This window comes from Vibrio sp. TRT 21S02 (assembly GCF_050113675.1).
Classification (GTDB): Bacteria; Pseudomonadota; Gammaproteobacteria; order Enterobacterales; family Vibrionaceae; genus Vibrio.
Genome location: NZ_JBNJOI010000001.1, coordinates 126,860 through 152,084, shown reverse-complemented (window position 1 = coordinate 152,084; position 25,225 = coordinate 126,860). Strand labels below are relative to the sequence as shown.

Annotated in this window: 20 protein-coding genes; 7 read left to right on the top strand and 13 right to left on the bottom strand. The window is 45.3% G+C overall.

Annotated features, from left to right (window positions below):
* Positions 1-24: 24 nt before the first annotated feature.
* The gene (locus ACQEXU_RS00810) at positions 25-1,959 is read right to left on the bottom strand and encodes a DNA internalization-related competence protein ComEC/Rec2 (protein ID WP_427009288.1); all 1,935 of its coding nucleotides are present in this window, start codon (positions 1,957-1,959) and stop codon (positions 25-27) included.
* Positions 1,960-2,276: 317 nt separating this feature from the next.
* Between ACQEXU_RS00810 and ACQEXU_RS00805 the strand changes: the two genes are divergently transcribed.
* On the top strand, positions 2,277-2,786 hold the full coding sequence (locus ACQEXU_RS00805) for a DUF2062 domain-containing protein (protein WP_367986782.1): 510 nt from the start codon (positions 2,277-2,279) through the stop codon (positions 2,784-2,786).
* 134 nt (positions 2,787-2,920) lie between these two features.
* Here the strand turns inward: ACQEXU_RS00805 and lolE are convergent, their stop codons facing one another.
* Genes lolE through lolC form a run of 3 tightly spaced genes read right to left on the bottom strand, consistent with a single transcriptional unit; the run spans position 2,921 to position 6,053 of the window.
* On the bottom strand, positions 2,921-4,165 hold the full coding sequence (lolE, locus tag ACQEXU_RS00800; RefSeq protein WP_427009287.1) for a lipoprotein-releasing ABC transporter permease subunit LolE: 1,245 nt from the start codon (positions 4,163-4,165) through the stop codon (positions 2,921-2,923).
* Positions 4,166-4,852, bottom strand: a complete 687-nt coding sequence (gene lolD, locus ACQEXU_RS00795; RefSeq protein WP_367986784.1) for a lipoprotein-releasing ABC transporter ATP-binding protein LolD — start codon at positions 4,850-4,852, stop codon at positions 4,166-4,168.
* Positions 4,845-6,053 (bottom strand): lipoprotein-releasing ABC transporter permease subunit LolC, encoded by a 1,209-nt coding sequence (lolC, locus tag ACQEXU_RS00790; RefSeq protein ID WP_427009286.1) that lies wholly within the window; start codon positions 6,051-6,053, stop codon positions 4,845-4,847. The genes lolD and lolC overlap by 8 nt, the downstream gene beginning before the upstream one ends.
* Positions 6,054-6,218: 165 nt before the next feature.
* Between lolC and ACQEXU_RS00785 the strand changes: the two genes are divergently transcribed.
* From ACQEXU_RS00785 to ACQEXU_RS00770, 4 genes are read left to right on the top strand one after another with little or no spacing between them, the layout of a single operon-like run.
* A complete protein-coding gene (locus ACQEXU_RS00785; protein ID WP_427009285.1) occupies positions 6,219-6,788 on the top strand; it encodes a PilZ domain-containing protein in 570 nt (189 codons plus the stop codon).
* A gap of 8 nt (positions 6,789-6,796) precedes the next feature.
* The gene (mfd, locus tag ACQEXU_RS00780) at positions 6,797-10,258 is read left to right on the top strand and encodes a transcription-repair coupling factor (RefSeq protein ID WP_427009284.1); all 3,462 of its coding nucleotides are present in this window, start codon (positions 6,797-6,799) and stop codon (positions 10,256-10,258) included.
* Between the two features lie 49 nt (positions 10,259-10,307).
* Positions 10,308-11,078, top strand: a complete 771-nt coding sequence (locus tag ACQEXU_RS00775) for a peptidoglycan binding protein CsiV (protein ID WP_427009283.1) — start codon at positions 10,308-10,310, stop codon at positions 11,076-11,078.
* Positions 11,079-11,126: 48 nt separating this feature from the next.
* Positions 11,127-11,666 (top strand): GNAT family N-acetyltransferase, encoded by a 540-nt coding sequence (locus tag ACQEXU_RS00770; RefSeq protein ID WP_427009282.1) that lies wholly within the window; start codon positions 11,127-11,129, stop codon positions 11,664-11,666.
* A 74-nt stretch (positions 11,667-11,740) separates the two neighbouring features.
* Here the strand turns inward: ACQEXU_RS00770 and ACQEXU_RS00765 are convergent, their stop codons facing one another.
* From ACQEXU_RS00765 to hinT, 7 genes are all read right to left on the bottom strand, one after another.
* Positions 11,741-13,030, bottom strand: a complete 1,290-nt coding sequence (locus tag ACQEXU_RS00765) for an NAD(P)/FAD-dependent oxidoreductase (protein ID WP_367986790.1) — start codon at positions 13,028-13,030, stop codon at positions 11,741-11,743.
* Positions 13,031-13,426: 396 nt separating this feature from the next.
* Positions 13,427-13,969, bottom strand: a complete 543-nt coding sequence (ycfP, locus tag ACQEXU_RS00760; protein WP_427009281.1) for an alpha/beta hydrolase YcfP — start codon at positions 13,967-13,969, stop codon at positions 13,427-13,429.
* Positions 13,970-14,068: 99 nt separating this feature from the next.
* On the bottom strand, positions 14,069-14,923 hold the full coding sequence (locus ACQEXU_RS00755) for a phosphotransferase (protein WP_427009280.1): 855 nt from the start codon (positions 14,921-14,923) through the stop codon (positions 14,069-14,071).
* 32 nt (positions 14,924-14,955) lie between these two features.
* Positions 14,956-15,546 (bottom strand): penicillin-binding protein activator LpoB, encoded by a 591-nt coding sequence (lpoB, locus tag ACQEXU_RS00750; RefSeq protein WP_367986793.1) that lies wholly within the window; start codon positions 15,544-15,546, stop codon positions 14,956-14,958.
* Between the two features lie 63 nt (positions 15,547-15,609).
* A complete protein-coding gene (locus tag ACQEXU_RS00745) occupies positions 15,610-15,999 on the bottom strand; it encodes a YcfL family protein (RefSeq protein ID WP_427009279.1) in 390 nt (129 codons plus the stop codon).
* A complete protein-coding gene (locus tag ACQEXU_RS00740) occupies positions 15,999-17,390 on the bottom strand; it encodes a COG3014 family protein (protein WP_427009278.1) in 1,392 nt (463 codons plus the stop codon). The genes ACQEXU_RS00745 and ACQEXU_RS00740 overlap by 1 nt, the downstream gene beginning before the upstream one ends.
* 133 nt (positions 17,391-17,523) lie before the next feature.
* The gene (gene hinT, locus ACQEXU_RS00735; RefSeq protein ID WP_367986796.1) at positions 17,524-17,874 is read right to left on the bottom strand and encodes a purine nucleoside phosphoramidase; all 351 of its coding nucleotides are present in this window, start codon (positions 17,872-17,874) and stop codon (positions 17,524-17,526) included.
* A 244-nt stretch (positions 17,875-18,118) separates the two neighbouring features.
* On the opposite strand from hinT, the gene ACQEXU_RS00730 reads away from it, so the two are divergent.
* Both ACQEXU_RS00730 and ACQEXU_RS00725 read left to right on the top strand, forming a co-directional pair.
* The gene (locus ACQEXU_RS00730) at positions 18,119-20,110 is read left to right on the top strand and encodes a methyl-accepting chemotaxis protein (RefSeq protein ID WP_427009277.1); all 1,992 of its coding nucleotides are present in this window, start codon (positions 18,119-18,121) and stop codon (positions 20,108-20,110) included.
* A 143-nt stretch (positions 20,111-20,253) separates the two neighbouring features.
* Positions 20,254-21,423: a DUF1887 family protein gene (locus ACQEXU_RS00725; protein WP_367986798.1), complete on the top strand. Its 1,170-nt coding sequence runs from the start codon at positions 20,254-20,256 to the stop codon at positions 21,421-21,423.
* A gap of 56 nt (positions 21,424-21,479) precedes the next feature.
* Here ACQEXU_RS00725 and fabV read toward each other — a convergent pair whose 3' ends face one another.
* Together fabV and ACQEXU_RS00715 are read right to left on the bottom strand one after the other, a co-directional pair.
* Positions 21,480-22,682, bottom strand: coding sequence for an enoyl-ACP reductase FabV (gene fabV / locus ACQEXU_RS00720; RefSeq protein ID WP_427009276.1), 1,203 nt, complete (start codon positions 22,680-22,682; stop codon positions 21,480-21,482).
* A 209-nt stretch (positions 22,683-22,891) separates the two neighbouring features.
* Positions 22,892-25,177, bottom strand: a complete 2,286-nt coding sequence (locus ACQEXU_RS00715) for an acyl-CoA dehydrogenase (RefSeq protein ID WP_427009275.1) — start codon at positions 25,175-25,177, stop codon at positions 22,892-22,894.
* Positions 25,178-25,225 lie beyond the last annotated feature (48 nt).

Below are 25,225 nucleotides of genomic sequence, written 5' to 3'. Positions count from 1 at the left end.
TTTATTCTTCTTACAATATTGCGGCTATTCTACTTGGTTACGCAGCATCTGCCTATACCAAGTCTGTCCTCGTCTTTGTCTTATTCCCTCAACACGCCATTTATTTTCGTAAAAATACACAGAGACTTGTCCAGACTCACCAGTGTCCATCCATTGGGTACCATTATCTTGGTAACGCCGGACGACATCAGAGTGCGGTAACTCCCACCGTCCTCCTTTTGCTAAGGACGCAATCGCTAAATCAGCATCGACCAGCTCAACGAAACGCGGAGTCGATGAGGTCTTACTGCCATGATGTGGAACAATGACGATATCGCTCGGTAACATCTCCGGTTGGCGCAGTAGTAACCATTCGGCAATTTGATCAATATCTCCCGTCAGCAGTACCGACTGAGAAGAGCTTTGGTGGGTTACTCGGACAACGCATGAATGTGGATTATAGGGCCGAGAAACTTGCTTTGGTGGCCAAATAGCAACAAACGTTAACTCTCCCCACGTCCAATTTACCCCTTGTGAACAAGGCTCTTGCCCTGCTCCATTTTGGCTACTCCGAACCCATGTCGGTTGCCAGTGTTTAATTAGGTAAGGTGCACCTCCCGAATGGTCATTATCACCATGGCTTAAGATCATCCCTTCCAGTTGCGTGATCCCCCGCGTCGTCAATATTGGCGCAATCACATTTTCTGCCATACTCCCAAGCTCCCATGAGGCGCCCGTATCGTAGATAACGGCTTGCTCATCCTGTTCAATAACGATGGCTAAACCATGACCGACATCAACTACATCCATTTGCCATAAATAGTTTTTATCTTGTTTGAAATTGAGCAATACGATCCCAATAGCAATCAATAGCCGCGTATACCGAGACAACAATGGAAACATCATCAGATACAGTGCAAATGCAATAACCAGCCAACGCTGTTCACCTGAAATTGACCACCACGAAAGATCCGCAAACTCAATGGCAAATAACATGGGCTTTAACAGCCCATCAAGTAGCTCCCATACCAGCCAAACGCCAGGCAAAGACAATAAAGTCCAACTTAGGCCAAGGAACGCGATGGGAACAACCAGAAATGAGAACCAAGGGACAAATATGAGGTTAAACAATGCCCCTGAAACACTGACTCCTTGGAAAAAGACAACCAGAATGGGTGCCATGAGAACCGTTAGAAAACACTGCGCTTTAATGAACTGCCAACATCGATTTTCCGTCGTTGACGTTTGCATTAAAAAGTAAAAGATCACTCCGACCGCTAACATCGATAACCAAAAGCTTGCTGCTACCGAAGAAAATGGATCAAACAGCAATAGGATCGCAAGACACAACAACCATTTAAGCTTGAAGGGAATGCGCCAGTTTAATTGCGCCATTATCACGTAAATCGCGCACATCAATAAGGCGCGAACCGTGGGTATCGAAAAGCCAGCAAGCCATGCATAAGCGAAAGCAAATAGTAATCCACTCAACACTGGCAGAGGCGTGAACACCGAATGAAAACGAATTAATTGAAAACCAATCAGCCACCCTAAACCAAAAGCAATGCCAATATGTAAACCTGAAATCGCAATTAAATGGCTTAACCCACTGGCTTTAAATGCCTCCCATACGCTTCGGCTGATATCACTGCGCTCAGCAAAAGTCAGCGCCTTAATAACGCCTTCACTGGGAAGGTGGACGATTTCACGCTCAACTTTAGAATACAACCACTGCCGCCAATGAAGTTGTTGTTCAACAATCAAGCTGTCTTGTCGTTTCACATTGCCTTGCGCCACCACACTACGCGATAAGGAGAAAGTCTCATTATCGAAACCCACCTCATTCATGCGACCATATATGTGCTTTATTTTTATTGAAGCTGAGATCTGCTCCCCTAAAGAGAGGGGAATTGGCGACACCAAACGAATTTTAGGTCGTTCGAAAATGCTTAATTCTTCGCCTTCAATTGATCTAACCACGACAATCCCTACAAAGCCGTGACTTATTTGCTTAAAAAAGCTGTCAACCTTTGCAGTTATGGTAATATCCTGACCGGCTTGGAAAAGCACATTTGTCTGATGTTGCAAGGCATTGCCTTTGAAAAGGACAACCAAAAATGCAATACCCAAACCTAAAAACCACCTGAATGGTTTAATCCAGATGCTGGTGATTAGGAAAAGCACACAGGGAACTGACCAGTACCAATTTGGCATCACACGCCAATATGGAGCGGTTATGATTAATAGAGATATTGACGATAGCGTCCAGTAATTAAAAAAGAGAGTCATATTCCCCTATGCCAAGAAAGTTCATCAAACGATTTATGCCTGATCACGAGATGATTAAGCGTCAAAAGGCATTAAAGGTTTTTGGCAATGTCCTATATAACCCAAACTTATGGTGCCTTAACCGCCGCTCTGCAGCTGGCGCATTTGCCGTTGGGCTCTTTATGGCGTTCGTCCCCCTACCGAGCCAGATGATCATGTCAGCAGGTCTTGCCATCTTATGCGGTGTTAATCTTCCTTTATCTGTTGCTTTGGTATGGGTGAGCAATCCCATCACCATGCCTGTATTGTTTTATTTCGCTTATAAAGTGGGGGCTTGGGTAATGCATGTCCCACCTCAGCATTTCCACTTTGAGCTTTCTTGGGACTTCATACTCAATCAAATGACCACCATTGGCCCTCCATTCTTGCTGGGTTGCCTAATATGTGGTGTCGTTTCAGCCATCGCAGGTTACTTTGGTATCAAAGGCTTGTGGCGATACTCCGTGGTGCGTAGCTGGCAGCAACGCCAATCACGTTAGTCGATCATCAGAAAGTCGAGAATAATGAGACACTCTTTTTCTAAACTGTGTCGCGATGAGTAAGAAATTCGGTGAAAACTAAGTATGAAAAAGGACCTTATCGGTCCTTTTTTTGTATTGGAAACAAGCGGCTTTTATTTCGCACTCAAGACACTTGCGGGATTGAGTTGACTTGCTCTTGAAGCGGGATACCACGTTGCAAGCAAACTTAGAATTATCGCTGTGGAAGAAACCAACAACACATCATTGAAATCCACTTGAGAAGGAAGAAAGTCGACAAAATAGATATCACCAGATAAAAACTGATGCCCAATCAGCGCTTCTAAACCTTTAACCAGTTGGGTGAGGTTTAACGCAATCAAGACACCAAGAATACTGCCGATCACACTGCCTAACACACCAGAAAAAACGCCTTGCCAAACGAAAATGCGCTTCACTAAACCATCGGTTGCCCCCATCGTTCGTAAAATTGCAATCTCAGCAGCCCGATCTTTCACCGCCATCATAAGCGTGGACACAATATTAAAGCTAGCCACACCAATCACTAAGACCATGACTAGATACATAATGGTGCGCACTAGCTGAATATCACGGTACAAGAAACCATATTTCTGTTGCCAGCTTCGTAAATAGACATACACATCTAAGGTGTTTCCTGCTTCTCGAATGATTTGAGTTGCTTGCAGAACATCACTCACTTTTACCGCTACACCGCTCACACCCTGCCCAAGCTGCGCATAATTTTGCGCGTCCTGAAGAGGAATTAAGGCAAGGTTGTGGTCAATTTGCCCATTTAAGCGCAGCAAACCTGCAACCTGAACGCGAACACGTTTAGGCGCTTGTACTTTACTGGTACCGCTATTGGGTGGGATCATGAGTGTAATAAACTCACCCTTTTCAACCCCTAATAATTCCGCAACCCCTAGTCCTAAAATGGCTTGCTGATGACCCGGTTTAAACTCTTGCCACACGGAAGGATCAATGAAGTTGGTTAAGCTTGAAACCTGTTTCTCCTGTTCATGGTCAATACCACGCACTTCAATGGCTTTTAGCTCTCGGCCTTTTTCAGCCAAAGCAGTCAACTTTACATAGGGTGCGGCAGCTTCAATTTCGGGGTGTTTTTCCGCTTGTAAAACGACTTCTCTCCAATCTTGGATCGGTGCTTTCACCCCTTCAAATTCACCATGAGAGATCACCGAAAGAACGCGATTTTTTAGCTCCCGCTCGAAGCCATTCATCGCCGATAAACCAATGATGATGACCGCAACACCAACCGTAATGCCAATGGTGGAAGAAAGCGAGATAAAGGAAACCATTTTGTTTCGCTGTTTAGCTCGACTAAAGCGGCCACCAATAAAAAGTGACAGAGAAGAGAACACCTAAACGCCCTCCACATTAATCAACAAGCCATCTTGCATATGCAGTTGGCGATCCATTTTAGCCGCCAGTTCACCGTCGTGGGTCACCACCAAAAATGCTGTGCCAGACTCTTGATTCAATTCACGCATAAGATCGTATATGGCCAGTGCGGTTTTATGATCCAAGTTACCCGTCGGTTCATCAGCCAACACTAGATCTGGGCTGTTAACTAACGCTCGAGCAATAGCGACACGTTGCCTTTCCCCACCCGATAACTCAGAAGGACGGTGATCAATTCGATGACTCAGTCCAACCTTATCGAGCAATGCTTGAGCCGACTTTTTTGCCTCATTGACGTTCATGCCACCAATCAGTAGAGGCATAGCGGCATTTTCTAACGCAGAAAAATCAGACAACAAGTGATGAAACTGATAAACAAAACCCAAATGCTTGTTGCGCAGCTTAGCTTGTTTATTTGAACTCAGCTTTGCCAGATCTTGACCAAGAAAATTCACATGCCCTTCTGTTGCGTCATCAAGAGCGCCTAGAATATGAAGCAATGTACTTTTCCCCGAGCCAGAGGTACCAATAATGGACGCGAGCTCTCCACGATTAAGATCGAAGCTCACACCTTTCAAGACCTGAGTATCCAACGCTCCTTCATGATACGTTTTACATACATTACGACACTGTAAAAGATTACTCATATCTCAAAGCCTCAGCTGGTTTCACCGCAGACGCGCGGTACGAAGGAAATAGTGTTGCCAGCAAACTCAGAGCGATGGCTAAAATGACAACAACAATAATTTGAATAGGATTAATTAAAATTGGCAGCTCACCGCCAACGGAGAACAATGCAATACCCATGGTTTCTAATAATGCATTGAGGTTACTAGCCAGCATGACACCAAGACCTCCACCAACTAATGCACCAATTACCCCGCTACTTGCGCCTTGAACCATAAATATGGCGAGGATCTGGCTATCTCGCATCCCTTGAGTTTTTAAAATCGCGACTTCAGACTGCTTCTCCATCACCACCATGATCAGCGCAGAGATAATATTAAAAGCAGCAACACCAACAATCAGACCAAGCATCAGCCCCATCATGTTTTTTTCCATGCGGACAGCTTGAAACAACTCACCACGTTGGTCACGCCAATCTTGCCACTGCCAACCTTGAGGTAGCTCATGGCGAGATAAATCCCCAACAACAAAAGGATCATCAAAAAAGAGTCGCCACCCGGTCATGCGGTCACTCTTCATTCTCATTAATCTTGCTGCGTCATCGATATGTGTGAGCATAAGCTGCCCGTCGACATCAGAACCTGTGTTATAGATCCCCGCGACGGTAAAAATACGTTGGCTAGGAATGCGTCCCAAAGGAGTGAACTGGCTAGCACTTGTCACCATTAAACGAACTTTGTCGCCCATGGTCACATCGAGCGCTCTCGCCAGTGTATGACCAATAAAAATTTGATACTCACCAGCCTTCATCGCAGACAAACGTCCTGCAATCAAATGGCGCTCGATCGGGTCATGATCACTAGGTTTGATGCCAATTAACAAACCCGCCGTCAGTTGAGAAGCACTTTGAATCACGGCTTCACTTTGAACAATCGGTTCAGGATGACCAGCGGAAGAAAGCTGACGGACAAACTCAGGTGGCGTATCAGCACGTTCTGTCTTACCACCAGACTGTGAAACAACAGCCTGTGGAAGCACACCGAGAATACGCCCCTTCAGTTGGGCTTCAAAGCCATTCATCACCGATAAAACCGTCACCAGCGACATGACCCCGATAGTAATACCAGCCGTAGACATATATGAAACAAATCGGCTGAACCTATCACCGGAGCGTCCACGCAAGTATCGTAAGCCGATGAAGGCTGAAACAGGATGAAACATATTGGAAACCAAGAGTAATTGATGGCTGATACTGTAACGATTAATAGCTGAGGGTTGTAGCCCTAATTTGCTAATTAGCCGTCAAAATGTGTGATAAACAACGACATATCTTGATTAGTTTGCAGGTATGTCGATAATCAGAACATTAAAAGAAGGAATAGTTGCATGACAGAGCAAGAATTTTTTACCGTTCACCACCAGATGACCGTCAATGTTGAGCCATTGTCCGCCGATTTTGTGCTTCCTTCTAACGAGGTTTTTGTTAGCGAAATACCAGCACCTTTTCTTGTTGCCAGTGAATTTAGTCAACTTGACCAACTCAGTGACAATGCAAGAAGTGAGCTAAAGACGCACGAACTAAAGCATGTCATTGCATTGCTGGATAACCAAAACGAAAAACTCAATTTACTCCTGACGTTTATGCTCTCTCAGCAAGATGACGCAACACATCGCTCGACAACCACCCGCTTTGGCGCGAGCCTATTCACTTATCGCGCTCGTACCCCATTACAAACAGGGCAAAAAGCGAGAGTGAAACTGTTTCTAGAGCATCCAGCAGCAGCCATCTATTGCTACGCTCACTGTGTCAGTGTTGAGCAAGAAGCGAACGATACACTCATTACGATGAAATACGATTTATTACGTGATATTGATGAAGACTTACTCATCAAAGCGGCGCTTTATCAACAACAAAAACTCTTGCGCCAACGCTCTCTAAATCGTGATAAAAAATAATACTGATCATGCCTAAAACATCTTTACTCAATCTGGCATCACCTGCGAAAGCCGGAGATAAAAAATTAGTCGGGAACCTGCCCGGCTCTGCCCTTGCCTTAACCATCGCCGAACTTGCGGTGCAGCATAAGGGGCATACTCTTCTAGCCGTTCCTGATCCTCAAACTGCGCTTAAGTTGCAGCAAGAGATCGAACAGTTCACCACCTACGATGTTGCTTTATTCCCTGACTGGGAAACCCTACCTTACGATAACTTTTCGCCACACCAAGAAATCATATCGGATCGTATTTCAAGGCTATATCAGCTTCCTACTCAGCAGTCTGGCATTACAATTGTGCCTGTCAGTACATTGTTGCAACGCCAATCGCCTCGCGATTTCTTAATGCAGCACACTTTGATGGTCAAGACTGGCGATCGTTACTCATTGGAAAAACTGCGTCTTCAGTTGGAAAAATCCGGCTATCGTCATGCTGACCAAGTATTTGGCCCTGGTGAATATGCGAGTCGAGGCTCAATCATCGACCTCTTCCCGATGGGTGCCAAAGACCCATTTCGTATTGACTTCTTTGATGATGAAATTGATACCATCCGTACTTTTGACCCAGAAAATCAGCGCTCGATTGAGGATGTCACAGAAATACGCCTACTCCCAGCGCATGAGTTTCCGACTTCAGAAACAGCGATTGAGGATTTTCGAATCCGTTGGCGCCAACGATTTGAAGCGCGCCGCGAGCCAGAATCTGTGTATATGCAAGTCAGCAAAGGCACATGGCCAGCAGGGATCGAATACTGGCAACCGCTGTTTTTTGAAAAAACCGAAACCTTATTCGACTACATTGCAGACGACAGTCAGCTCATTACCGTAGGTGATATCGAATCTTCAGTCGACACCTTCCTCACTGATGTCGACTATAGATACGACCAACGTAAAGTTGACCCATTACGGCCGTTGCTGCCACCAGAAGAACTCTGGTTAAAGAAAGATGAGCTGTTCACTCACTTTAAACAACTGCCTCAATGCCGTTTGACCATTGAGGCTGTGACAGAAAAACAGGGGCGAGCTAACCCAGAGTTTGCCCCTCTTCCCGATCTAGCTGTTCAACATCAGAACAAAGAGCCGATGGCAGCATTGAGGCAGTTTGCAGAAAGCTACACCGGTAAAATCGTCTTCTCCGTAGAGTCTGAAGGCAGACGAGAAGCATTACTCGAACTGTTACAACGCATCAAACTCAGACCCATCGAATTTACCCGCTTTTCAGAAGCACTGGCATCAAACGATAAATTCTCTTTGGTGCTAGGTGCGGCAGAACATGGTTTCTTGTTCGGTGAGCAACAATTAGCACTGATTTGTGAAAGTGATTTACTCGGTGATCGCGTCATTCAAAGACGCAGAAAAGACCGTAAAACGACTAACAGTGATGCGGTAATCCGCAACTTAGCGGAGCTTAAACCCGGCCAACCTGTGGTCCACATCGACCACGGTATTGGTCGCTACCTTGGCTTGCAAACCCTCGAAGCTGGCGGCATGACCACAGAATATGTCACGCTGGAATACCAAAATGAAGCCAAACTGTACGTTCCTGTCGCTTCACTTAACCTGATCAGTCGTTATTCAGGCGGTGCCGAAGAAAGCGCACCATTGCACAAGCTAGGTGGCGAAGCTTGGGCAAAAGCACGTAGAAAAGCCGCTGAGAAAGTGCGCGACGTCGCAGCTGAATTGCTCGATGTGTACGCAAAGCGTGAGTTGAAGCCAGGTTACAAATTCGCACTAGATAGAGATCAATACGCCACATTTAAAGCCGGTTTCCCATTTGAAGAAACTGATGACCAATCCATGGCAATCAATGCCGTCATGTCTGATATGTGCCAAGCGAAAGCAATGGACCGCCTTGTTTGTGGTGATGTTGGCTTTGGTAAAACGGAAGTAGCAATGCGTGCGGCTTTCCTTGCAACAGATAATGGCAAACAGGTTGCGGTGCTGGTTCCTACAACGTTGTTAGCTCAGCAGCATTTTGAAAACTTCCGTGACCGTTTTGCTAACTTACCGATCCGTGTGGAAGTGCTGTCACGATTCAAAACCGCAAAAGAGCAAAAACAAGTGCTGCAAGATGTGGCAGATGGAAAAGTTGATCTGGTTGTCGGTACCCATAAACTGCTGTCTAACGACATACAGTTTAAAGATCTTGGACTACTCATCGTCGACGAAGAACACCGCTTTGGTGTACGTCAAAAAGAAAAAATGAAAGCGATGCGCGCTGATGTTGATATTCTCACACTCACCGCAACACCGATTCCAAGAACCTTGAACATGGCAATGAGTGGCATGCGCGATCTTTCCATCATCGCAACCCCACCCGCTCGCCGCCTTGCGATTAAGACATTTGTACGCCAAAAAGACGATGCAATTACTCGTGAAGCCGTGCTGCGTGAGATCATGCGTGGTGGTCAGGTTTACTTCCTGCATAATCAGGTCGAAACCATTGATAAAGTCGCCGACGATTTAGCAAAACTCATCCCCGAAGCGCGAATAACCGTCGCTCATGGACAAATGCGTGAGCGCGAGCTTGAGCGCATTATGAATGACTTCTACCATCAGCGATTCAACCTACTGGTGTGCACCACCATCATTGAAACCGGCATTGACGTACCAACAGCCAATACCATTATCATGGATCGTGCTGACAACCTTGGTCTTGCGCAGTTGCATCAATTGAGAGGCCGTGTTGGTCGTTCACACCATCAAGCATATGCCTATCTATTGACGCCACATCCAAAAGCGATGACCAAAGATGCAATTAAACGTCTCGATGCTATTGCGTCCTTGGAAGACTTAGGGGCTGGTTTTACGCTTGCAACGCACGATCTAGAAATCCGCGGTGCAGGTGAGCTGCTTGGTGATGAGCAAAGTGGTCAGATCCAATCCGTTGGCTTTACGCTTTATATGGAAATGCTGGAACAGGCCGTAGAAGCGTTAAAAGAAGGCAAAGAGCCATCGTTGGATGAACTACTTCGTGAACAGACCGAAGTCGAAATGCGTCTACCTGCCCTTCTTCCTGATGATTATATTCCAGACGTGAACACTCGTTTATCCATGTATAAACAGATCGCCAGCGTGACCAGTAATGAAGAGCTTAACGAGCTCAAGGTTGAGCTGATTGATCGTTTTGGTCTGCTCCCAGATGCGACAAAAAATCTACTTTCTGTTTCAGAGCTGAAACTGGATGCCGCAAAACTGAAAATCAAGAAAATTGAGGCCCACGATAAGGGGGGATTCATCGAGTTCTATCCGGACGCTGACATTAACCCGACATACTTGGTTAAACTATTGCAATCTCAGCCACAAAAATTCGCGATGGAAGGGCCAACTAAGTTCAAGTTTGCTGTACCATTGACCGACAGACGTAAGCGAATTCAATTTGTTGCTGACATGTTGGGCGAATTCCAACAAAATTTATTACCAACTGCCTGAATAATCGGGTGAAAATTAATAGCTACTGACATCTAGCGATGGAGTGATGATGAAAAAACTGATCCCACTACTACTCTTTTTCGTCGCCATGCCAACTTGGGCACAGCGACAATTTGATATAGAAGTGATCATCTTTAAGCGTGCAGTGAATGCTGAGACAACCAGTGAATCTTGGCCAGACTCACTGCCTCAAATCGACATGTCACGTGCAGGCAGTCTGGGTGATGCGAATTACCGTTCGCAAAAAGGCGTAAAACTGTTACCTAAATCGTCTTATCAGCTAAACACTCAGGAACAAAAACTGCGCAATCATGCCGGATTTAAAGTGCTACTTCACACAGCTTGGCGTCAAGGTGATCAGGGTCGTTATTCTGCGCCAGTATTTCACATCCGTGCGGGTCGAGACTTCTCTGGTCAGTTCAATGCAGATGGAACAGAAAAAGGCTCAGTCGCTCACTCTGAAGTAATGGACGGCATTACCGAACAAACCATTTCAGGGCCACTCACTGAGCTTGATGGCAAATTCCAAATTTACGTTGAGCACTACTTATACGCAGATGTAACTCTGGATCTACAAGCACCAAGCGTGCGTAAAGTGATCTTCGAAGAGACACCTGTAGCGCCAAGTGACGAGATTGTTGATGGTGAAAATAGTGTTGTCCAAGCGGGCATGATGGAAGACATCACACCAAGCGTAAGAGAAGAACGCTTCTTGAAGAGCTATCGTATGGACCAAAAACGTCGTATGCGCAGCTCAGAAACGCACTTCCTTGACCATCCTTTGATGGGAGCAATTATTCAAGTACGCCGCGTAAACTAAAGTTAAAAAGCCCTCACATGAGGGCTTTTTTACAACCATACTGTCACTATGAGTCCTGACTTCCAAATTATAACTCGTCGCTTATCGCTAGAGCTGATCGATTCAAAATCAGCTACAGAACTTGCGACCTTAGTTTCTCGTTCATCATCCCTTCACCAATGGGTTGACTGGTGCCACCCAGAATTCACGGAAAAAGAAGCTGAGCGTTTCATACTAGCCACACGCTTGAACTGGGTAAAAGCAGAAGCCTTTGGTTTTGGTATTTATGACCGCAGCAGCCGTCAGTTGATGGGAATGATCGCCATTAATGAGTTTTACCATACCTTCAATATGGCAAGTTTAGGCTACTGGGTTGCAGATGAGTTTCAACAGCACGGCTACGCAAAAGAAGCGCTCGATGCCGTCATTGAATTTTGTTTTGCTCAGTTAAAGCTAACGCGACTTGAGATTGTGTGCGATCCTAAAAACTTGCCAAGCCAACATCTTGCAACGGCTTGCCATGCCGTTTTTGAAACGAAAGCAGCAAACCGCTACTTGTATGACGGCAAGCCTTATGAAGGGCTGGTTTATTCAATTATCCCTGAATAGGTGCCCAGTGAGTACGAGAAGCCAATACAAAAAAAGAGCTCATTCGAGCTCTTTTTTATTCTGTTTATTTGCGCTTAGTGCAATTTCAGATTTGGTCTGAGTACGCGGTTAATGCGTCCCATCAAAACAATAAGCGCCGTCTTGAACACGCCGTGAAGCGCCATTTGGTGCATACGGTACAGTGACACATACACAACACGAGCAATACGCCCTTCAACCATCATAGAACCTTTAGTCAGGTTACCCATCAAGCTACCAACGGTAGAAAAACGGCTCAATGAAACTAGAGAACCGTTATCTTTGTATACGTATGGTTTCAGGTCACGACCATTCAATTTAGCCACAATATTGCTAAATGCACGGCTCGCCATTTGGTGTGCAGCTTGAGCACGAGGTGGTACAAATGTTCCATCTTCCTGAGTGCACTGTGCCAAATCACCGATAACAAAAATGTTGTCATCACGCGTTGTCTGCAAGGTGTCTTTAACCACCAATTGGTTGATACGGTTACTTTCAAGACCACCAATTTCTTTCATAAAGTCAGGCGCTTTAATCCCCGCAGCCCACACCATGATTTTCGCTGGAATTTGTTCACCATCTTTCGTGGTTAAGCCATTCTCATTGGCTTCAGTCACCATAGTGGCAGTACGTACATTCACACCCAGCTTAGTGAGCTCTTGATGCGCTGCACTTGAAATACGAGGTGGAAGCGCAGGAAGGATACGTTCACCCGCCTCAACCAAGTTAACATTGAGCTTGCTTGAGTCCAGATCTTTAAAGCCGTATGTACGAAGCTCTTTAATCGCATTGTGTAGCTCAGCAGAAAGCTCTACCCCTGTTGCCCCTGCACCAACAATGGCAATATCAACCGTACCTTGACCATTATTGGCATGCAGTTTTAGGAACTGGTTATTCATTTCCGTACGGAAACGGTGTGCTTGCTCTGGGCTATCTAGGAAAATACAGTGTTCACGAACACCTGGTGTATTGAAATCGTTGGATGTTGAGCCAATAGCTAAAACAAGTAAGTCATATTCCAGTTCACGACTCGGAACAAGAAGCTCGCCATGCTCGTCTTTTACTTCACTTAAAGTGATCACTTTACGTTCACGGTCGATATCGGTCAGGCTACCTAATTGGAAATCAAAGTGATGATTTTTTGCATGAGCACGGTAGCTTAACGCATCCACACCTTCATCCAATGATCCAGTCGCAACTTCATGTAGCAAGGGCTTCCAAAGATGGCTTGATTTACGGTCAACCAAGGTTACGTTTGCGCGTCCTTTACGTCCCAGAGTGCGGCCTAACTTGGTCGCAAGCTCTAAACCGCCCGCGCCACCGCCAACAACGATAATTCGTGTCACTGTAACTATCCTCTAAATATAAATAAATGTGGTTCGACCCGAATACTCAGATCGATAAAATTTGTATTCGCTACCCCTTAAGCAGCAATAGAGGGAACAACAGGTTTGAAGATACGTCATCGGATTAAATGCACTACGACAATGCAAAGCACTATGCTGTTTCGCCAGCTAGTGATTCATGGGCAAGTTTTATCTTGCTCTCAACTTTTTTTGATATTTATCAAATAATTTATAAGTAAGTCATTATATAGAGCAAATTTTGCTGCGCAACCATAGTTTGCATTTATCTCAATAGAAAACTCATGGGTTTGTACAACAAATGATTCATCTGCTGAAAAAAGAAACGACCCACTGAATGGTGAGTCGTTTTTGGTGACAAAAAGGATAGTTTTAGCGTTAGCTAGAGGCCTTAAACGCCTTCATCGCTTGGAGGTGTTGCGAAATCTTTTTAAATTTATGAGTTTGGCTGTCATCCCATACAATATCGTAGTACGACTCAAGGGTAGCTGCCGTTTTGCTGTTGTCGTGAATTTCATCCTCTCGAGATAAAATCACCATACACCGATCTTTGTTTTTCGTTCTAAATTCAGAAACACATTTCGTCGCAATGTCTTCATATTCTTCAGGTCGATCAATACGACCTTGCATATTGATTTCTGGATGTAGATTTGGGTTAAATATCACCTGCTTGATGCCACACAAGAAGCCAATACGTTCAGACCAGTACCCGCCTAAACCCACACCACAAATCATTGGGTCAGGATCGTTGGATAGCTCAATCGCCTTATGGACCTCTTTTAATAAATGCTGCATATCGTGCTTTGGATGAAGAGTGCTGTAATTAATGAAACGAACGTCATCGTCAATAAATTGCAATTGCAGCACTTTCTCGTGATTACCTGGGCTATTGCTATCGAAGCCGTGTAAATAAATGATCATGGTTTACCCCCGTCCTTGAAGCTTTCAATCTATCATGTAAACCAAGCTTTTAAAGCTCTGAATCTTATTTTGAACAAGGCGTTAAGTGAAACAGTGATCTTAGCTGCAAAACGACCCTTTGAGTTGTTGAGCTTGGCTCAAATAATGGTCATCTCCCCATAGCTGGTGGGCTAATAAATACCATAACATGGCCATGAGAGTTGCTCGCGGTTGCCAAGCCATCACACCTTCAACCCAGTCATCAACGCCTTCAATTTCTCTCAGTTGGCAATATCGGAACACCGCATCTAATGGCTTTTCTTCAGCAACGTCTATCGTCAAAGTCAAATCTAAACGCGGATCCGCAATGACAGCGTACTCCCAATCAATCACCCGATGTCCAACCTCAGTACTCACCATGTTGTAACCCGCCAAATCAAAATGGCACAAGGTTGTCCCCACATCGGCAAGGTTTGGCGCTTTCCGCCATTGTTGGTACAAAGAAAGATAATCACCTTGCTTTATTTCAGGTTTCAATAACATCCAATAATGATCAACCCGAGCTGTAAAGTTAAAGGGGGCGACTGGGATTCGAGAGGTATCAAGAGTATGGACTTTGACCAACGTCTTTAGCAATGCATCAAAATCAAGCCCCTTGTGCAGTGACTCGCCCTCGATCCATTCCACGAGAAGACCTTGTTCATTGATGTAAATTGCTTGCGGTGCAAGATGAGATGACTCTATCGCTTTGAGTATTTGATACTCCTGAAAGCGAGAGATCGAAAATGCTTTTGTAATAGAAGTGGCTGGGCGCCACACATAAGCAGAGTTGTCGGGTAAAACCACTTTCCAGCAGCGATTGGTTAAACCACCAGTCAGTGTTTGGGCATATTCTGGAGCGGTATGAAAGAAGTGATTAAGAGATAACAACGAACTATCAAGTTGGCTGGCCTCTTGCCATGACATTCTTGCCATACATCACCTCTTTCATTCCTAACTCATAAAGCTTATAGACCTAAGAAGCTCTTAGATTCTTGCTTACGGATTTCAGTTTCATCTGCCCATTCAATCAGACCTGTTTCTAGGTCCATTAAACGCATGGTCATTTTGTAGTACACGTCTTTATCATTACCCGCATTTTTAGCGATGCTTGATAGGTTTCCGTACATCATGTATTGAGCACCAACCATTTTACCAAACTGAATTGCCGTGCTTTGATTCACTAGCTCATCATTATTTTGGAAGTTAAGTTGTTCACGTACGGACTCTACACGATCCATATCGACAAAGCGGAACTTACCAGAATTGAGCATCTTGGTGCTGATAGTGTCCGTGATGGATTCCGTATCAATATGTTCACTGGTTTTGTTCTTGATTCGCTCAACAAATACGATTGGTCGAGAGTCACGCGTAATTGCCGCCACAGAGCCAGACATCATCATGCTATCAACCATTTCGCCCGCAATTTTTTGCAAGTCAGTTGAGCCAAAGTCGATGGTCGTTGTTTCAACTGCTTGAGCATCACCGTAGCTTACTCTATTCGAGCAACCACCTAGAATCACGGCTAAGCCAAGCAATGCGATAACACTTTTTTTCATTATTGGTTCCTCAATTTACCAATTTTATCTGCATAAATTGTGCCTGTTGTAGACAACAAGCAACTATTCTTCACCTTCGCGGATCTGTACGCGAAACTGTTTTCCATTCGGGTTAACCGTCACTTCAGAAATCGCAACCGTTTCCATACCTCGTACAATCAGTTGGCGCCACGGTGCAAGCTGGGTATTGACCTCTAGCCCTTGCTCGTCATACCAATAGAAACGATATTGGATGACTTGATCACCTTTGTACTGACTCGCCAAGCGAACAATTCCTCGAGCACGCCCATCTACTTCGCTCGTTGAAATATCAGCTACTTCGAGGCGTGAACTCAACACATTGTCTCCAAACAACACCGTTTGAGATGCACCATCAATGTGTAAGCCCGCGGTATTTTGCGTGCAGCCAGACATAATAAGTGCTGCCACTGCAGCCAATAGCCATTTTTTCATTACAATCTTCCCAGTTGTTTATGCCACATCGTAGCATTACTACCTTGTCTTGATACCCAAACCAGTACTGTGCGCTTCTCAGCCACATCAAATTGATAAGGTGTACCATTAATTTTTACCGTCTGCTCGCCAGCTTTAACTTGCGAACTTGCTGTGTAAACTTCCCCTGGAAGGGTCAACCAACTGCGCGTATCCGGTTGCTCAGTCAACGTGTTCCAAATATTGAAGACCAAATTACCGACATCATCATCTTTTGCTGCTTCACGTCGAATTTGTTCCTTAGCAACAATTCTCAGCGCCTGACGCATAACCATGGAAGGCAAGCGCTCAGACAAATTCCGCTGTGCCATCAAATTAACATCCGTAAGTAGCGAATCATTCAACTTCTTGCCATTGAGCTTGATGCCGTTAAATGAAGCCTGATTCCCATTTGGATAATAAGGCAATGCCAGAGAATACCATGCACCATTACCGTGGCTGTCAAACAACGGTAAGGTCTGTTTCCAACCTTGCATGGCTTTAACAATCCCTTGCTCATCAATCACGATAACACGGGCTTGCCCTGCATTCAGGGGCTCAACTTTACCGTAGCGTTTCTCGAGCTTAACTAAATCCTGTCGCATACCCAAACGCTTAGCGACGCGCATGGTTCCGTCAATCACTTGCGAATTGTTAGGAGACACAGCCAATGCTCGTCGATAATCAACATAAGCGCTGTTTAAGTCACCATCCGCTTCATACAACAGGGCAGAAAGGTATAACAAATAACCGTTTTGTACCGCCTGTAATGTTTTGCCTGCATCTGGGTAATTCGACAGCACACTGCCTAAATTGGGAGTGAGACCTTGTGATTGCATCTGTTTTTGTGCCGACTCAAGTTCTTTCTCACGCTCTTTACGCGCTCTCTCCTGCACTTGATTGGCTCGACGCATTTCAATTAATGCTCCTTCCAAATCATTCGAGTGCAGATAATTCAACCCTAAATAGAGATGAAGGAAGCCGAGTTCGTAGTCAGCCGGGTGATACGTTCCTAAGTTGTCATTCACCGCTAGTGCGCCAACGCTGGTGGCGGTTTCCGACACGGAGACTGTCGCTTTGTCTTGGAGCGTTCTGACCGACTGATCACTGAGTTCAAACGATGCTTTGCTCTGTTCATAGTCGTTGTTTAATAGGTACACACGACCTTTTTCAAAGTTATCTAGGATATCACCTGCCACCGAGCTAGGCAGTTGGTTCGCCGCCTCGGCGTAGTCACCTTTTTTCACGGCTTGATAAACATCGCTGTTCTGCGCGCTGTAATGACTAAAAAGATTGCCAGCAGAAAAATTTGCACACGCGGTCAACGCAACACAGCTAGCAGCAACAAAAGTGAGTCGAATGTGATTCAGCACTTCGTACTCCGTAGTTCGATTTATTGTATGTAAGTAAATAGGGTGGCTGTTGCCACCCTTATGTTCACCGACTGATTGGACTGCAAACTTCGAAAAAAGTTTATTTCTGTTCCGAGTTCAAAGCCCAATTAGACTAGCTCATCAACATTGGACCTAACGGGCGTCCACCCACAAGATGCATGTGAATATGGTAAACTTCCTGACCACCGTGAGCATTACAGTTCATGATCAAACGGTAACCGTCTTCATCAATCCCCTCTTCTTTTGCCAGTTGGCGAGCCACGGTAAACATGCGACCTAACGCCAGTTCATCATCGGCTTCAATATCGTTTACTGTCGGGATCAATTTATTCGGAATGATCAGAATGTGGCTTGGCGCTCGTGGGTTGATGTCGCGAAAAGCGGTCACTAAGTCATCTTGATAGACCACATCGGCAGGGATTTCTTTACGGATAATCTTACTGAAAATCGTTTCTTCAGCCATGGAACACTCCATATCATCTTGTTTTGTATGCTTGTTATCGCAGTATGCGCCAAGGGCAGACAAAGCTCAATAAAAACAGCGTCCAGTTAACAATTTTAATAATTGCTATTAACTTCTATTAAAATTTGTATTGTCCGTCATAAAACCCACCTCCCACCATCAATACAACAATGATTATTTTGTTACTTTTTTAAGACTCTCGTTCAGTCTTTTATTGTCTTTTTTGTTTTTTGGGGAGATTTCTATGAAGGGTTCAGTGATCAGGCGCATGTATGCTGGTTTTGCCCTAATCATAATCATGTTCGTTATCACCACCTTTTTGATGATGCGGAGCATGGAGCAAATACACGATAATTTTGAAGAAGTATCAAACGTTTCACTACCACTGGTTTCTCTATCGAATCAAACAAGTGTTAATTTGCTTTCAGCGGATAAGTATTTTAAAGACTTCCTGACCACACAAAGTCAGGAGCGCATGGCAGCCATGCGTGAAGCCTTCACCTCCGCTGAGTCAACTTACGGTCAATCTCTACAAGCACTCGAACAAGCGAGCCATGGCAATGCCAATTTAGTTGAAAAAATTGAGCAACTAAAAACGATGGAAGAACGCTACTTTTCTGAAGCGGCTCAGGCGATGGACAATTATCAAGCCATGTTCGCCGCTCAGCTTCAGGTGCAGCAATCTACGCGTAAATTCCAGCGTCTTCATTCAGAACTGAGTGTGGGAATGAAAGAGTACGTTGATGACCAGAGCAGTATTTCGGTCAAAGTGATGGCCAAAAGCTACTTCATTAAACTGAAAGATGCAGAGGTGATCACCTCTGATGCACTTGCTAGTAGCGATTCCGAATTGGTTTCAAAAGCCGTAGCAAAAAACAAAAAAGCCGTCACTCACTTAAATTACGCTTATCGCGGCCTTACAACTCAAATGCCTCAGATTAAAGAAGTATTTGATGAATTTGTTCAACAATTTACCCGTGATGTGGGTAAAAAAGGCGGCGTGCTCGATCAACACAACACCTATTTGGCGGCTAAATCTGCACTGTATGACAACATCGCCAATCTAACGCGTGAAGTGGATAACACCATGGCGATCTTGAATTCGTTTTCTCAAGAAGCGCAAGGAGGACTCAAGCTTTCAGTCGTCGAGGCTGGCGAGGTCTACGATCATGGTGTGTTAAGAGCCATTCTAATTGGCGTGGTCGTGCTCGTTACAGCAGGTGCTATTGGGTACCATATTGCTCACAGCGTACGCTCTCCCCTCACCCGCATACTGAAAACGCTAGAAAGTCTTTCTGAAGGTGATCTCACACAGCGAATTGATATCCGTTACAACAATGAGTTCAGCCGCGTAAGTAGCCATATTAATGCGCTTGCAGACAACCTGCATGACATTCTCAATAAGCTCAATCACGCGTCAGACAACCTTACCCACACCGCTAGTGACAACCAAGAAACCTCTTCACATGCCCAAGCGCAGCTGAGCCAGCAAAGAGAGCAAACGGCCAATGTTGCCACCGCAATGACCGAGATGACCCATTCAGTGCAAGAAGTCGCTCAGAGTGCACAGAGCTCCCAACAGATGGTTGAACGTGTGGAGGCAGCGTCTGAGTCTGGTCGTCTGATCATGAGTAACAACATCACGACCATCAATCAGTTGGAATCAAGATTGAATCAATCTGTTGATGCGGTAAGTGAACTGCGCCAAATGAGCAGCCACATTGGGTCAATCTTGGATGTTATTCGTAACATTGCCGAGCAAACTAATTTACTCGCCTTGAATGCAGCTATTGAAGCGGCTCGTGCAGGTGAGCAAGGACGTGGTTTTGCAGTCGTGGCTGACGAAGTGAGGGTATTAGCACAAAGAACAACTGATTCTACATCAGAAATTGAGCGTATGATCAGCAGTTTACAAACGTGTTCAAGCTCTGCCAGCGATGTAATTCAAAGTTGCAGGGAAGACATGACACAGTCCGTTTCCCAAGCTTCGCAAGCCAACAGTGCGATGGAAGAGATTCAAGCATTAATTCTAGAAATCAGCCATATGAGTGGCCATATTTCTCAGGCGGCAGCAGAGCAGAATGAAACAACCTGTGCGATTGCGCAAAATATCGAAGAGATAAACCAGATCGCGGATGCCAGTTACCAAGCGATGGCGAATATTGCACAAACCAGCGCAGCACTCACTGACCTAGCAAACCAACAAGGCGCACTAGTACATCGATTTAAACTGTAAAGTTATTGTAAATAATCAAATAAGGGCGGCTTTATTTTCAAGCTGCCCTTGTTTTTTTTCGGGCTTAACATTATATCGGTTGTATGGCTTGCTGATTTATCTTTTCATCCATCATTTTTGCAGGCCAACCATGAGGAAGGTATATGGCAGTTCATGTTGGCATCATCGATCAAGATCCGATTCGCTTGGTCACTCCATTGTTGGATAATCGCACTATCAGCAACCATATTGTTTTCATTGGTGTAGATACTCAGGAAAGTATGTATACCCGATTAAATAGTGTTCTGGCCCAGCGAGGGATCACGTCTGAGTTTTTCAAAATTCCAAATGTCGCAAATACTTCAGCAATTAAACAGGCTGTGATTAACCTCGCGGCCGATTTAAAAGCGCGCGGGGAAGCCGTCAAGCTCAATGCAAGTTGCGGCCTGCGACACCGTCTTCTTTCTGTCTATGAGGTCTTCCGAACGTTCCATTGGCCTATTTTTGTCGTCGAACCAAGCAGTGACCGTTTGTGCTGGCTATACCCTGATGGCAAAGAAGACACTCAAGTCCAAGACCGCATCACCATTTCTGACTATTTAACGATTTTTGGTGCTCGTGGCGAATTTAACGAGCATGAACTTCCGCCACAACTGGATCAAAAGCTGTATGAGCTCGGAGAGCGCTGGGCAAGTAATGCACTTGAACTTGGTCCGGGTCTCGCGACTTTGAACTACTTAGCGACAACCTGCCGCAAAGAACAAAAGCTCGATGTTGAATTATCAGAAAAGCAGCAAGGCTATCGTGAGCTCAACATGTTGCTTACGGATCTGGTTGAAGCTCAAATTGCTACCTACGAGAATGGCGTACTCACATTTGCCAATGAAGATGCCCGTCGTTTCTCCAACGGTGAATGGCTAGAAACACTGGTTCACAGCACGGTAAGACAAATCCAAAAAGACATGCCTACGATTCAAGATCACTCTTTGAACGTACAGGTCTACCGCCAATTAGGTGATCGAGAGGTTCGCAACGAACTCGACGTGGCTTCGGTTGTGAATAACAAGCTGCATATTATTGAGTGCAAAACAAAAGGCATGCGAGACGACGGGGATGACACACTTTACAAGCTGGAGTCTTTACGCGATCTGCTGGGGGGATTGCAAGCCCGCGCGATGTTAGTCAGTTTCCGCCCTCTTCGCTACAACGACATTACTCGTGCCGAAGACCTCGGATTAGCCTTAATTGGGCCTGATGAGCTGAAAGATCTGAAAACGCACCTAACCCAATGGTTTAAAGGGGCTGGTGGTTATGAAGAAATCAATCAATGCTAATTCGTTAGCAAAGAAAAAAGGCGCCAATAGAGCGCCTTTTTCGTATCAAATTTCAATTAGATCTCAATGAAATCTGTCTCAACCGCCGGGTTGACATCTGCATCGTAATCAACACCTTCAACGCCGAAACCAAACAGTTTCAAGAACTCTTCTTTGTACTCAACGTAGTCCGTCAGTTCTTTTAGGTTTTCAGAGGTGATCTGTGGCCATAGGTCACGACAATGCTGTTGAATGTCGTCGCGAAGTTCCCAGTCATCCAGACGTAGACGGTTTACTTCATCTACTTCAGCAGCACTACCGTCTTCTTTGTATAGACGTTGGCTGAACATACGGAAGATCTGCTCCATACAACCTTCGTGTACACCTTCTTCACGCATTTTCTTAAATACCATTGCGATGTACAGTGGCATAACTGGAATTGCAGAACTTGCTTGCGTCACAACAGACTTCAGTACCGCTACGTTTGCGCTACCGCCAGTTGCTGACAGTTTTTCGTTTAGTGCTGCAGACGCGCGGTCTAGGTCCATTTTCGCTTTACCTAGTGCGCCGTCCCAGTAGATAGGCCACGTCAGCTCAGTACCGATGTAGCTGTATGCTACTGTCTTACAACCGTCAGCTAGAACACCTGCTTCAGACAGAGCGTTGATCCAAAGTTCCCAATCTTCACCGCCCATTACGGTTACAGTGTCTTTGATCTCTTCTTCTGTCGCTGGTTCAACGCTTGCTTCGATGATCACGTCTTTGTTGGTATCAACAGCAGTAGATGTGTACGTTTCACCGATAGGTTTTAGTGATGAACGAATCACTTCACCAGTTTCTGGCATTTTACGTACTGGAGAAGCCAGTGAGTAAACCACCATATCAATCTGACCAAGGTCTTCTTTGATCAGCTCAATTGTCTTTTCTTTTGCTTCATTTGAGAAAGCATCGCCATTTAGGCTTTTCGCGTAAAGACCTTCTTCACGTGCTAGCTTTTCAAATGCTACTGAGTTGTAGAAACCAGCTGTGCCAGGCTTCTTCTCTGTGCCTTCTTTTTCAAAGAAAACACCGATAGTTGAAGCACCGCCACCAAATGCCGCAGCGATACGAGAAGATAGACCGTAGCCACTTGAAGCACCAACCACAAGTACACGCTTAGGTGCGTTTTTGATTGGGCCTTGCGCTTTAGTGTAAGCAATTTGTTCTTTTACGTTAGCTTCACAGCCTACAGGATGCGTAGTAGTACAGATAAATCCGCGAATTCTAGGTTTGATGATCATATTCAACTTCCTTTACAAAACCCCGCTAGGATAAAAGTTTCAACATCAAATCTCATCTTATTTCTTAAAAAACACCGCTTTTTTCTAAGTGGTTGGAGCTGTTTGTAGTATCTCTCTTGTCTGATAACAACAAAGGCACCGCAAACGGTGCCTTATCTCACATATCTATTCGCATCAAAATTTAACCACAAAAGATCAACAGACCCTAATTATGCGACATCATCCAACGTCGGTTTCACTGACGCTTTATTCGTGGTGACCTCACTAAAGTCATGACTAAAGTTATCCACCTGAATCGCTTGATAACGTAGCTTGTCAGCAGCAAGGATTTTTTCAACTTCTTGTTCAGTGAGTACCTCCGCTTCCAGCGCTTGATCTAGGCGATCTTTAAGTGGGCCTTTACGGTCAACTTTTCCATCTTTAGCCGCTTTTATCAATTTACGCTCCAAGCTTTTCACACTATACATGGCAAGGAAAGCTTGCTCCATCAAACCGACACTGTCGTTGGTATCTTGCCCGATATAACATAGGTGTGTCAGACGGTCACGATGTGCTCCGGGGGTCATCAAGCTTTCGGCCAGCTTCACCGTGAGATCATCTGAAGGACGTTGGTAATGGTTACCAAGTGGGAACACAAGTAGCTTCAATATGCGACCGACCGCTTTTTGTGGGTAGTTGCTATAAGCTTCTTGCAGTGATTTGGCTGCATGATAAAAACAGTGGTGAACCGCATAATGGACATAATCTAAATCCTGTTGCTGGCGACCTTCATCTTCATATTTTTTCAACGCAGCAGATGCCATGTATAAGTAAGCCAAAGCATCACCAAGGCGCGCAGAAATCATCTCTTTTCGTTTCAGCTCTCCGCCAAGGGTCAACATAGCAACATCCGCACTGACAGCAAGTGCGCGGCTGATACGCGTCATTTCTCGATAATACTGTTTTGTCGGGCCACTCATATCGGCTTTGACCAACATAGAACCTGTTAATGCTGCTCCAAACGCACCAAACGTATTTTTCGTTGCGTGGGTGATGTGTTTAAACAACAACTTATCGAACTGTTCTGCCCCTGCTTTTGGATCTGGATTCGCCGCTGCTTCCATTTCTTGCAATACGTATGGGTGGCATCGTGTCGCCCCCTGACCGAAAATCATCAGGTTGCGGGTAAGAATGTTCGCGCCCTCAACGGTAATCGCCACTGGGATACCGAGATAGTGAGTGGCAAGATAGTTCATTGGGCCATCCTGAATCGCACGACCAGAGTGAATATCCATCGAATCATTGAGAATGGTCCGAGCCATTTCTGTCATGTGGTATTTCGCAATCGCCGTGACAATGCCCGGTTTTTCTTTCAAATCCAGAGATGTTGTGGTCAATGTCCGGGTCGCTTCGAGTAGATATGTCAGGCCACCGATACGCCCTAGCGCCTCTGCTACCCCTTCAAACTTACCAATCGACATACCGAACTGTTTACGCACATAAGCATATGCCCCTGTCGTGCGCGAAGTGAGATGACCAATTGCCGTACCCAGAGCCGGAAGAGAAATACCACGACCCGCCGACAAGCACTCCACCAGCATTCGCCAACCTTTGCCTGCGAAATCCTGACCGCCTATCAACCAGTCCATTGGGATAAACACATCATGACCACGTGTTGGCCCGTTCATAAACGCAAGCCCTAACGGATCATGTCGTTCACCGAATTCCACACCCGGATGATCAGCAGGGATAAGAGCACACGTGATCCCCAGCTCTTTTTTATCACCCATTAACCCATCTGGATCGTACATCTTAAAGGCTAAACCAAGAACGGTGGCAACCGGAGCCAACGTGATATAGCGCTTATTCCAGTTCAAACGAATGCCAAGCACCTTCTCTCCATCGTGCTCGCCATAACAAACGATCCCTTCATCTGGAATGCCACCCGCATCCGAGCCTGCCTCTGGCCCCGTCAGTGCGAAACAAGGAATATCGGTGCCATCGGCAAGCCTTGGCAACCAATAGTCTTTTTGTGCTTGCGTACCATAGTGTGACAACAGCTCACCCGGCCCGAGTGAATTGGGCACCATGACGGTAACCGCGGTACTAATGCTCCGAGTTGCGATACGCGAAACAATGGTTGAGTTAGCTAATGAAGAAAATTCACGACCGCCATATTGCTTTGAGATGATCAGAGAAAAAAATCGCTCTTTACGTAAGTACTGCCATACTTCAGGCGGCAAATCCCGATCTTCTTTGACGATTTTATGATCGTCCAACATAGACAATAGAGTCTCCAGCTCATTGTCCATGAAAGACTGCTCTTCTGCGGTTAAGGCTGGCTTAGGGTACTGATGCAATTTGGTAAAATCAGGCTTGCCGGAAAATAACTCACCATCCCACCAAACACTGCCAGCCTCCATCGCTTCTTTCTCTGTACTGGAAAGCGGTGGTAAGACTTTTTTAAATAATTTGAAAGCCGGGTCGCTAACCCATTTTCTTCGTAGAGAGCTCATAATCAGATCCTTTTGTTCACTTGTTTGGTGTCCAATTTTTTGTCGTGT

Bases quoted from the DNA above. Each gene is read 5' to 3' on its own strand.
- ACQEXU_RS00805 (WP_367986782.1), top strand. From the start codon at position 2,277: ATGCCAAGAAAGTTCATCAAACGATTTATGCCTGATCACGAGATGATT.
- lolD (WP_367986784.1), bottom strand. From the start codon at position 4,852: ATGAGTAATCTTTTACAGTGTCGTAATGTATGTAAAACGTATCATGAA.
- lolC (WP_427009286.1), bottom strand. From the start codon at position 6,053: ATGTTTCATCCTGTTTCAGCCTTCATCGGCTTACGATACTTGCGTGGA.
- ACQEXU_RS00785 (WP_427009285.1), top strand. From the start codon at position 6,219: ATGACAGAGCAAGAATTTTTTACCGTTCACCACCAGATGACCGTCAAT.
- mfd (WP_427009284.1), top strand. From the start codon at position 6,797: ATGCCTAAAACATCTTTACTCAATCTGGCATCACCTGCGAAAGCCGGA.
- ACQEXU_RS00775 (WP_427009283.1), top strand. From the start codon at position 10,308: ATGAAAAAACTGATCCCACTACTACTCTTTTTCGTCGCCATGCCAACT.
- ACQEXU_RS00770 (WP_427009282.1), top strand. From the start codon at position 11,127: ATGAGTCCTGACTTCCAAATTATAACTCGTCGCTTATCGCTAGAGCTG.
- ycfP (WP_427009281.1), bottom strand. From the start codon at position 13,969: ATGATCATTTATTTACACGGCTTCGATAGCAATAGCCCAGGTAATCAC.
- ACQEXU_RS00755 (WP_427009280.1), bottom strand. From the start codon at position 14,923: ATGGCAAGAATGTCATGGCAAGAGGCCAGCCAACTTGATAGTTCGTTG.
- lpoB (WP_367986793.1), bottom strand. From the start codon at position 15,546: ATGAAAAAAAGTGTTATCGCATTGCTTGGCTTAGCCGTGATTCTAGGT.
- ACQEXU_RS00745 (WP_427009279.1), bottom strand. From the start codon at position 15,999: ATGAAAAAATGGCTATTGGCTGCAGTGGCAGCACTTATTATGTCTGGC.
- hinT (WP_367986796.1), bottom strand. From the start codon at position 17,874: ATGGCTGAAGAAACGATTTTCAGTAAGATTATCCGTAAAGAAATCCCT.
- ACQEXU_RS00730 (WP_427009277.1), top strand. From the start codon at position 18,119: ATGAAGGGTTCAGTGATCAGGCGCATGTATGCTGGTTTTGCCCTAATC.
- ACQEXU_RS00725 (WP_367986798.1), top strand. From the start codon at position 20,254: ATGGCAGTTCATGTTGGCATCATCGATCAAGATCCGATTCGCTTGGTC.
- fabV (WP_427009276.1), bottom strand. From the start codon at position 22,682: ATGATCATCAAACCTAGAATTCGCGGATTTATCTGTACTACTACGCAT.
- ACQEXU_RS00715 (WP_427009275.1), bottom strand. From the start codon at position 25,177: ATGAGCTCTCTACGAAGAAAATGGGTTAGCGACCCGGCTTTCAAATTA.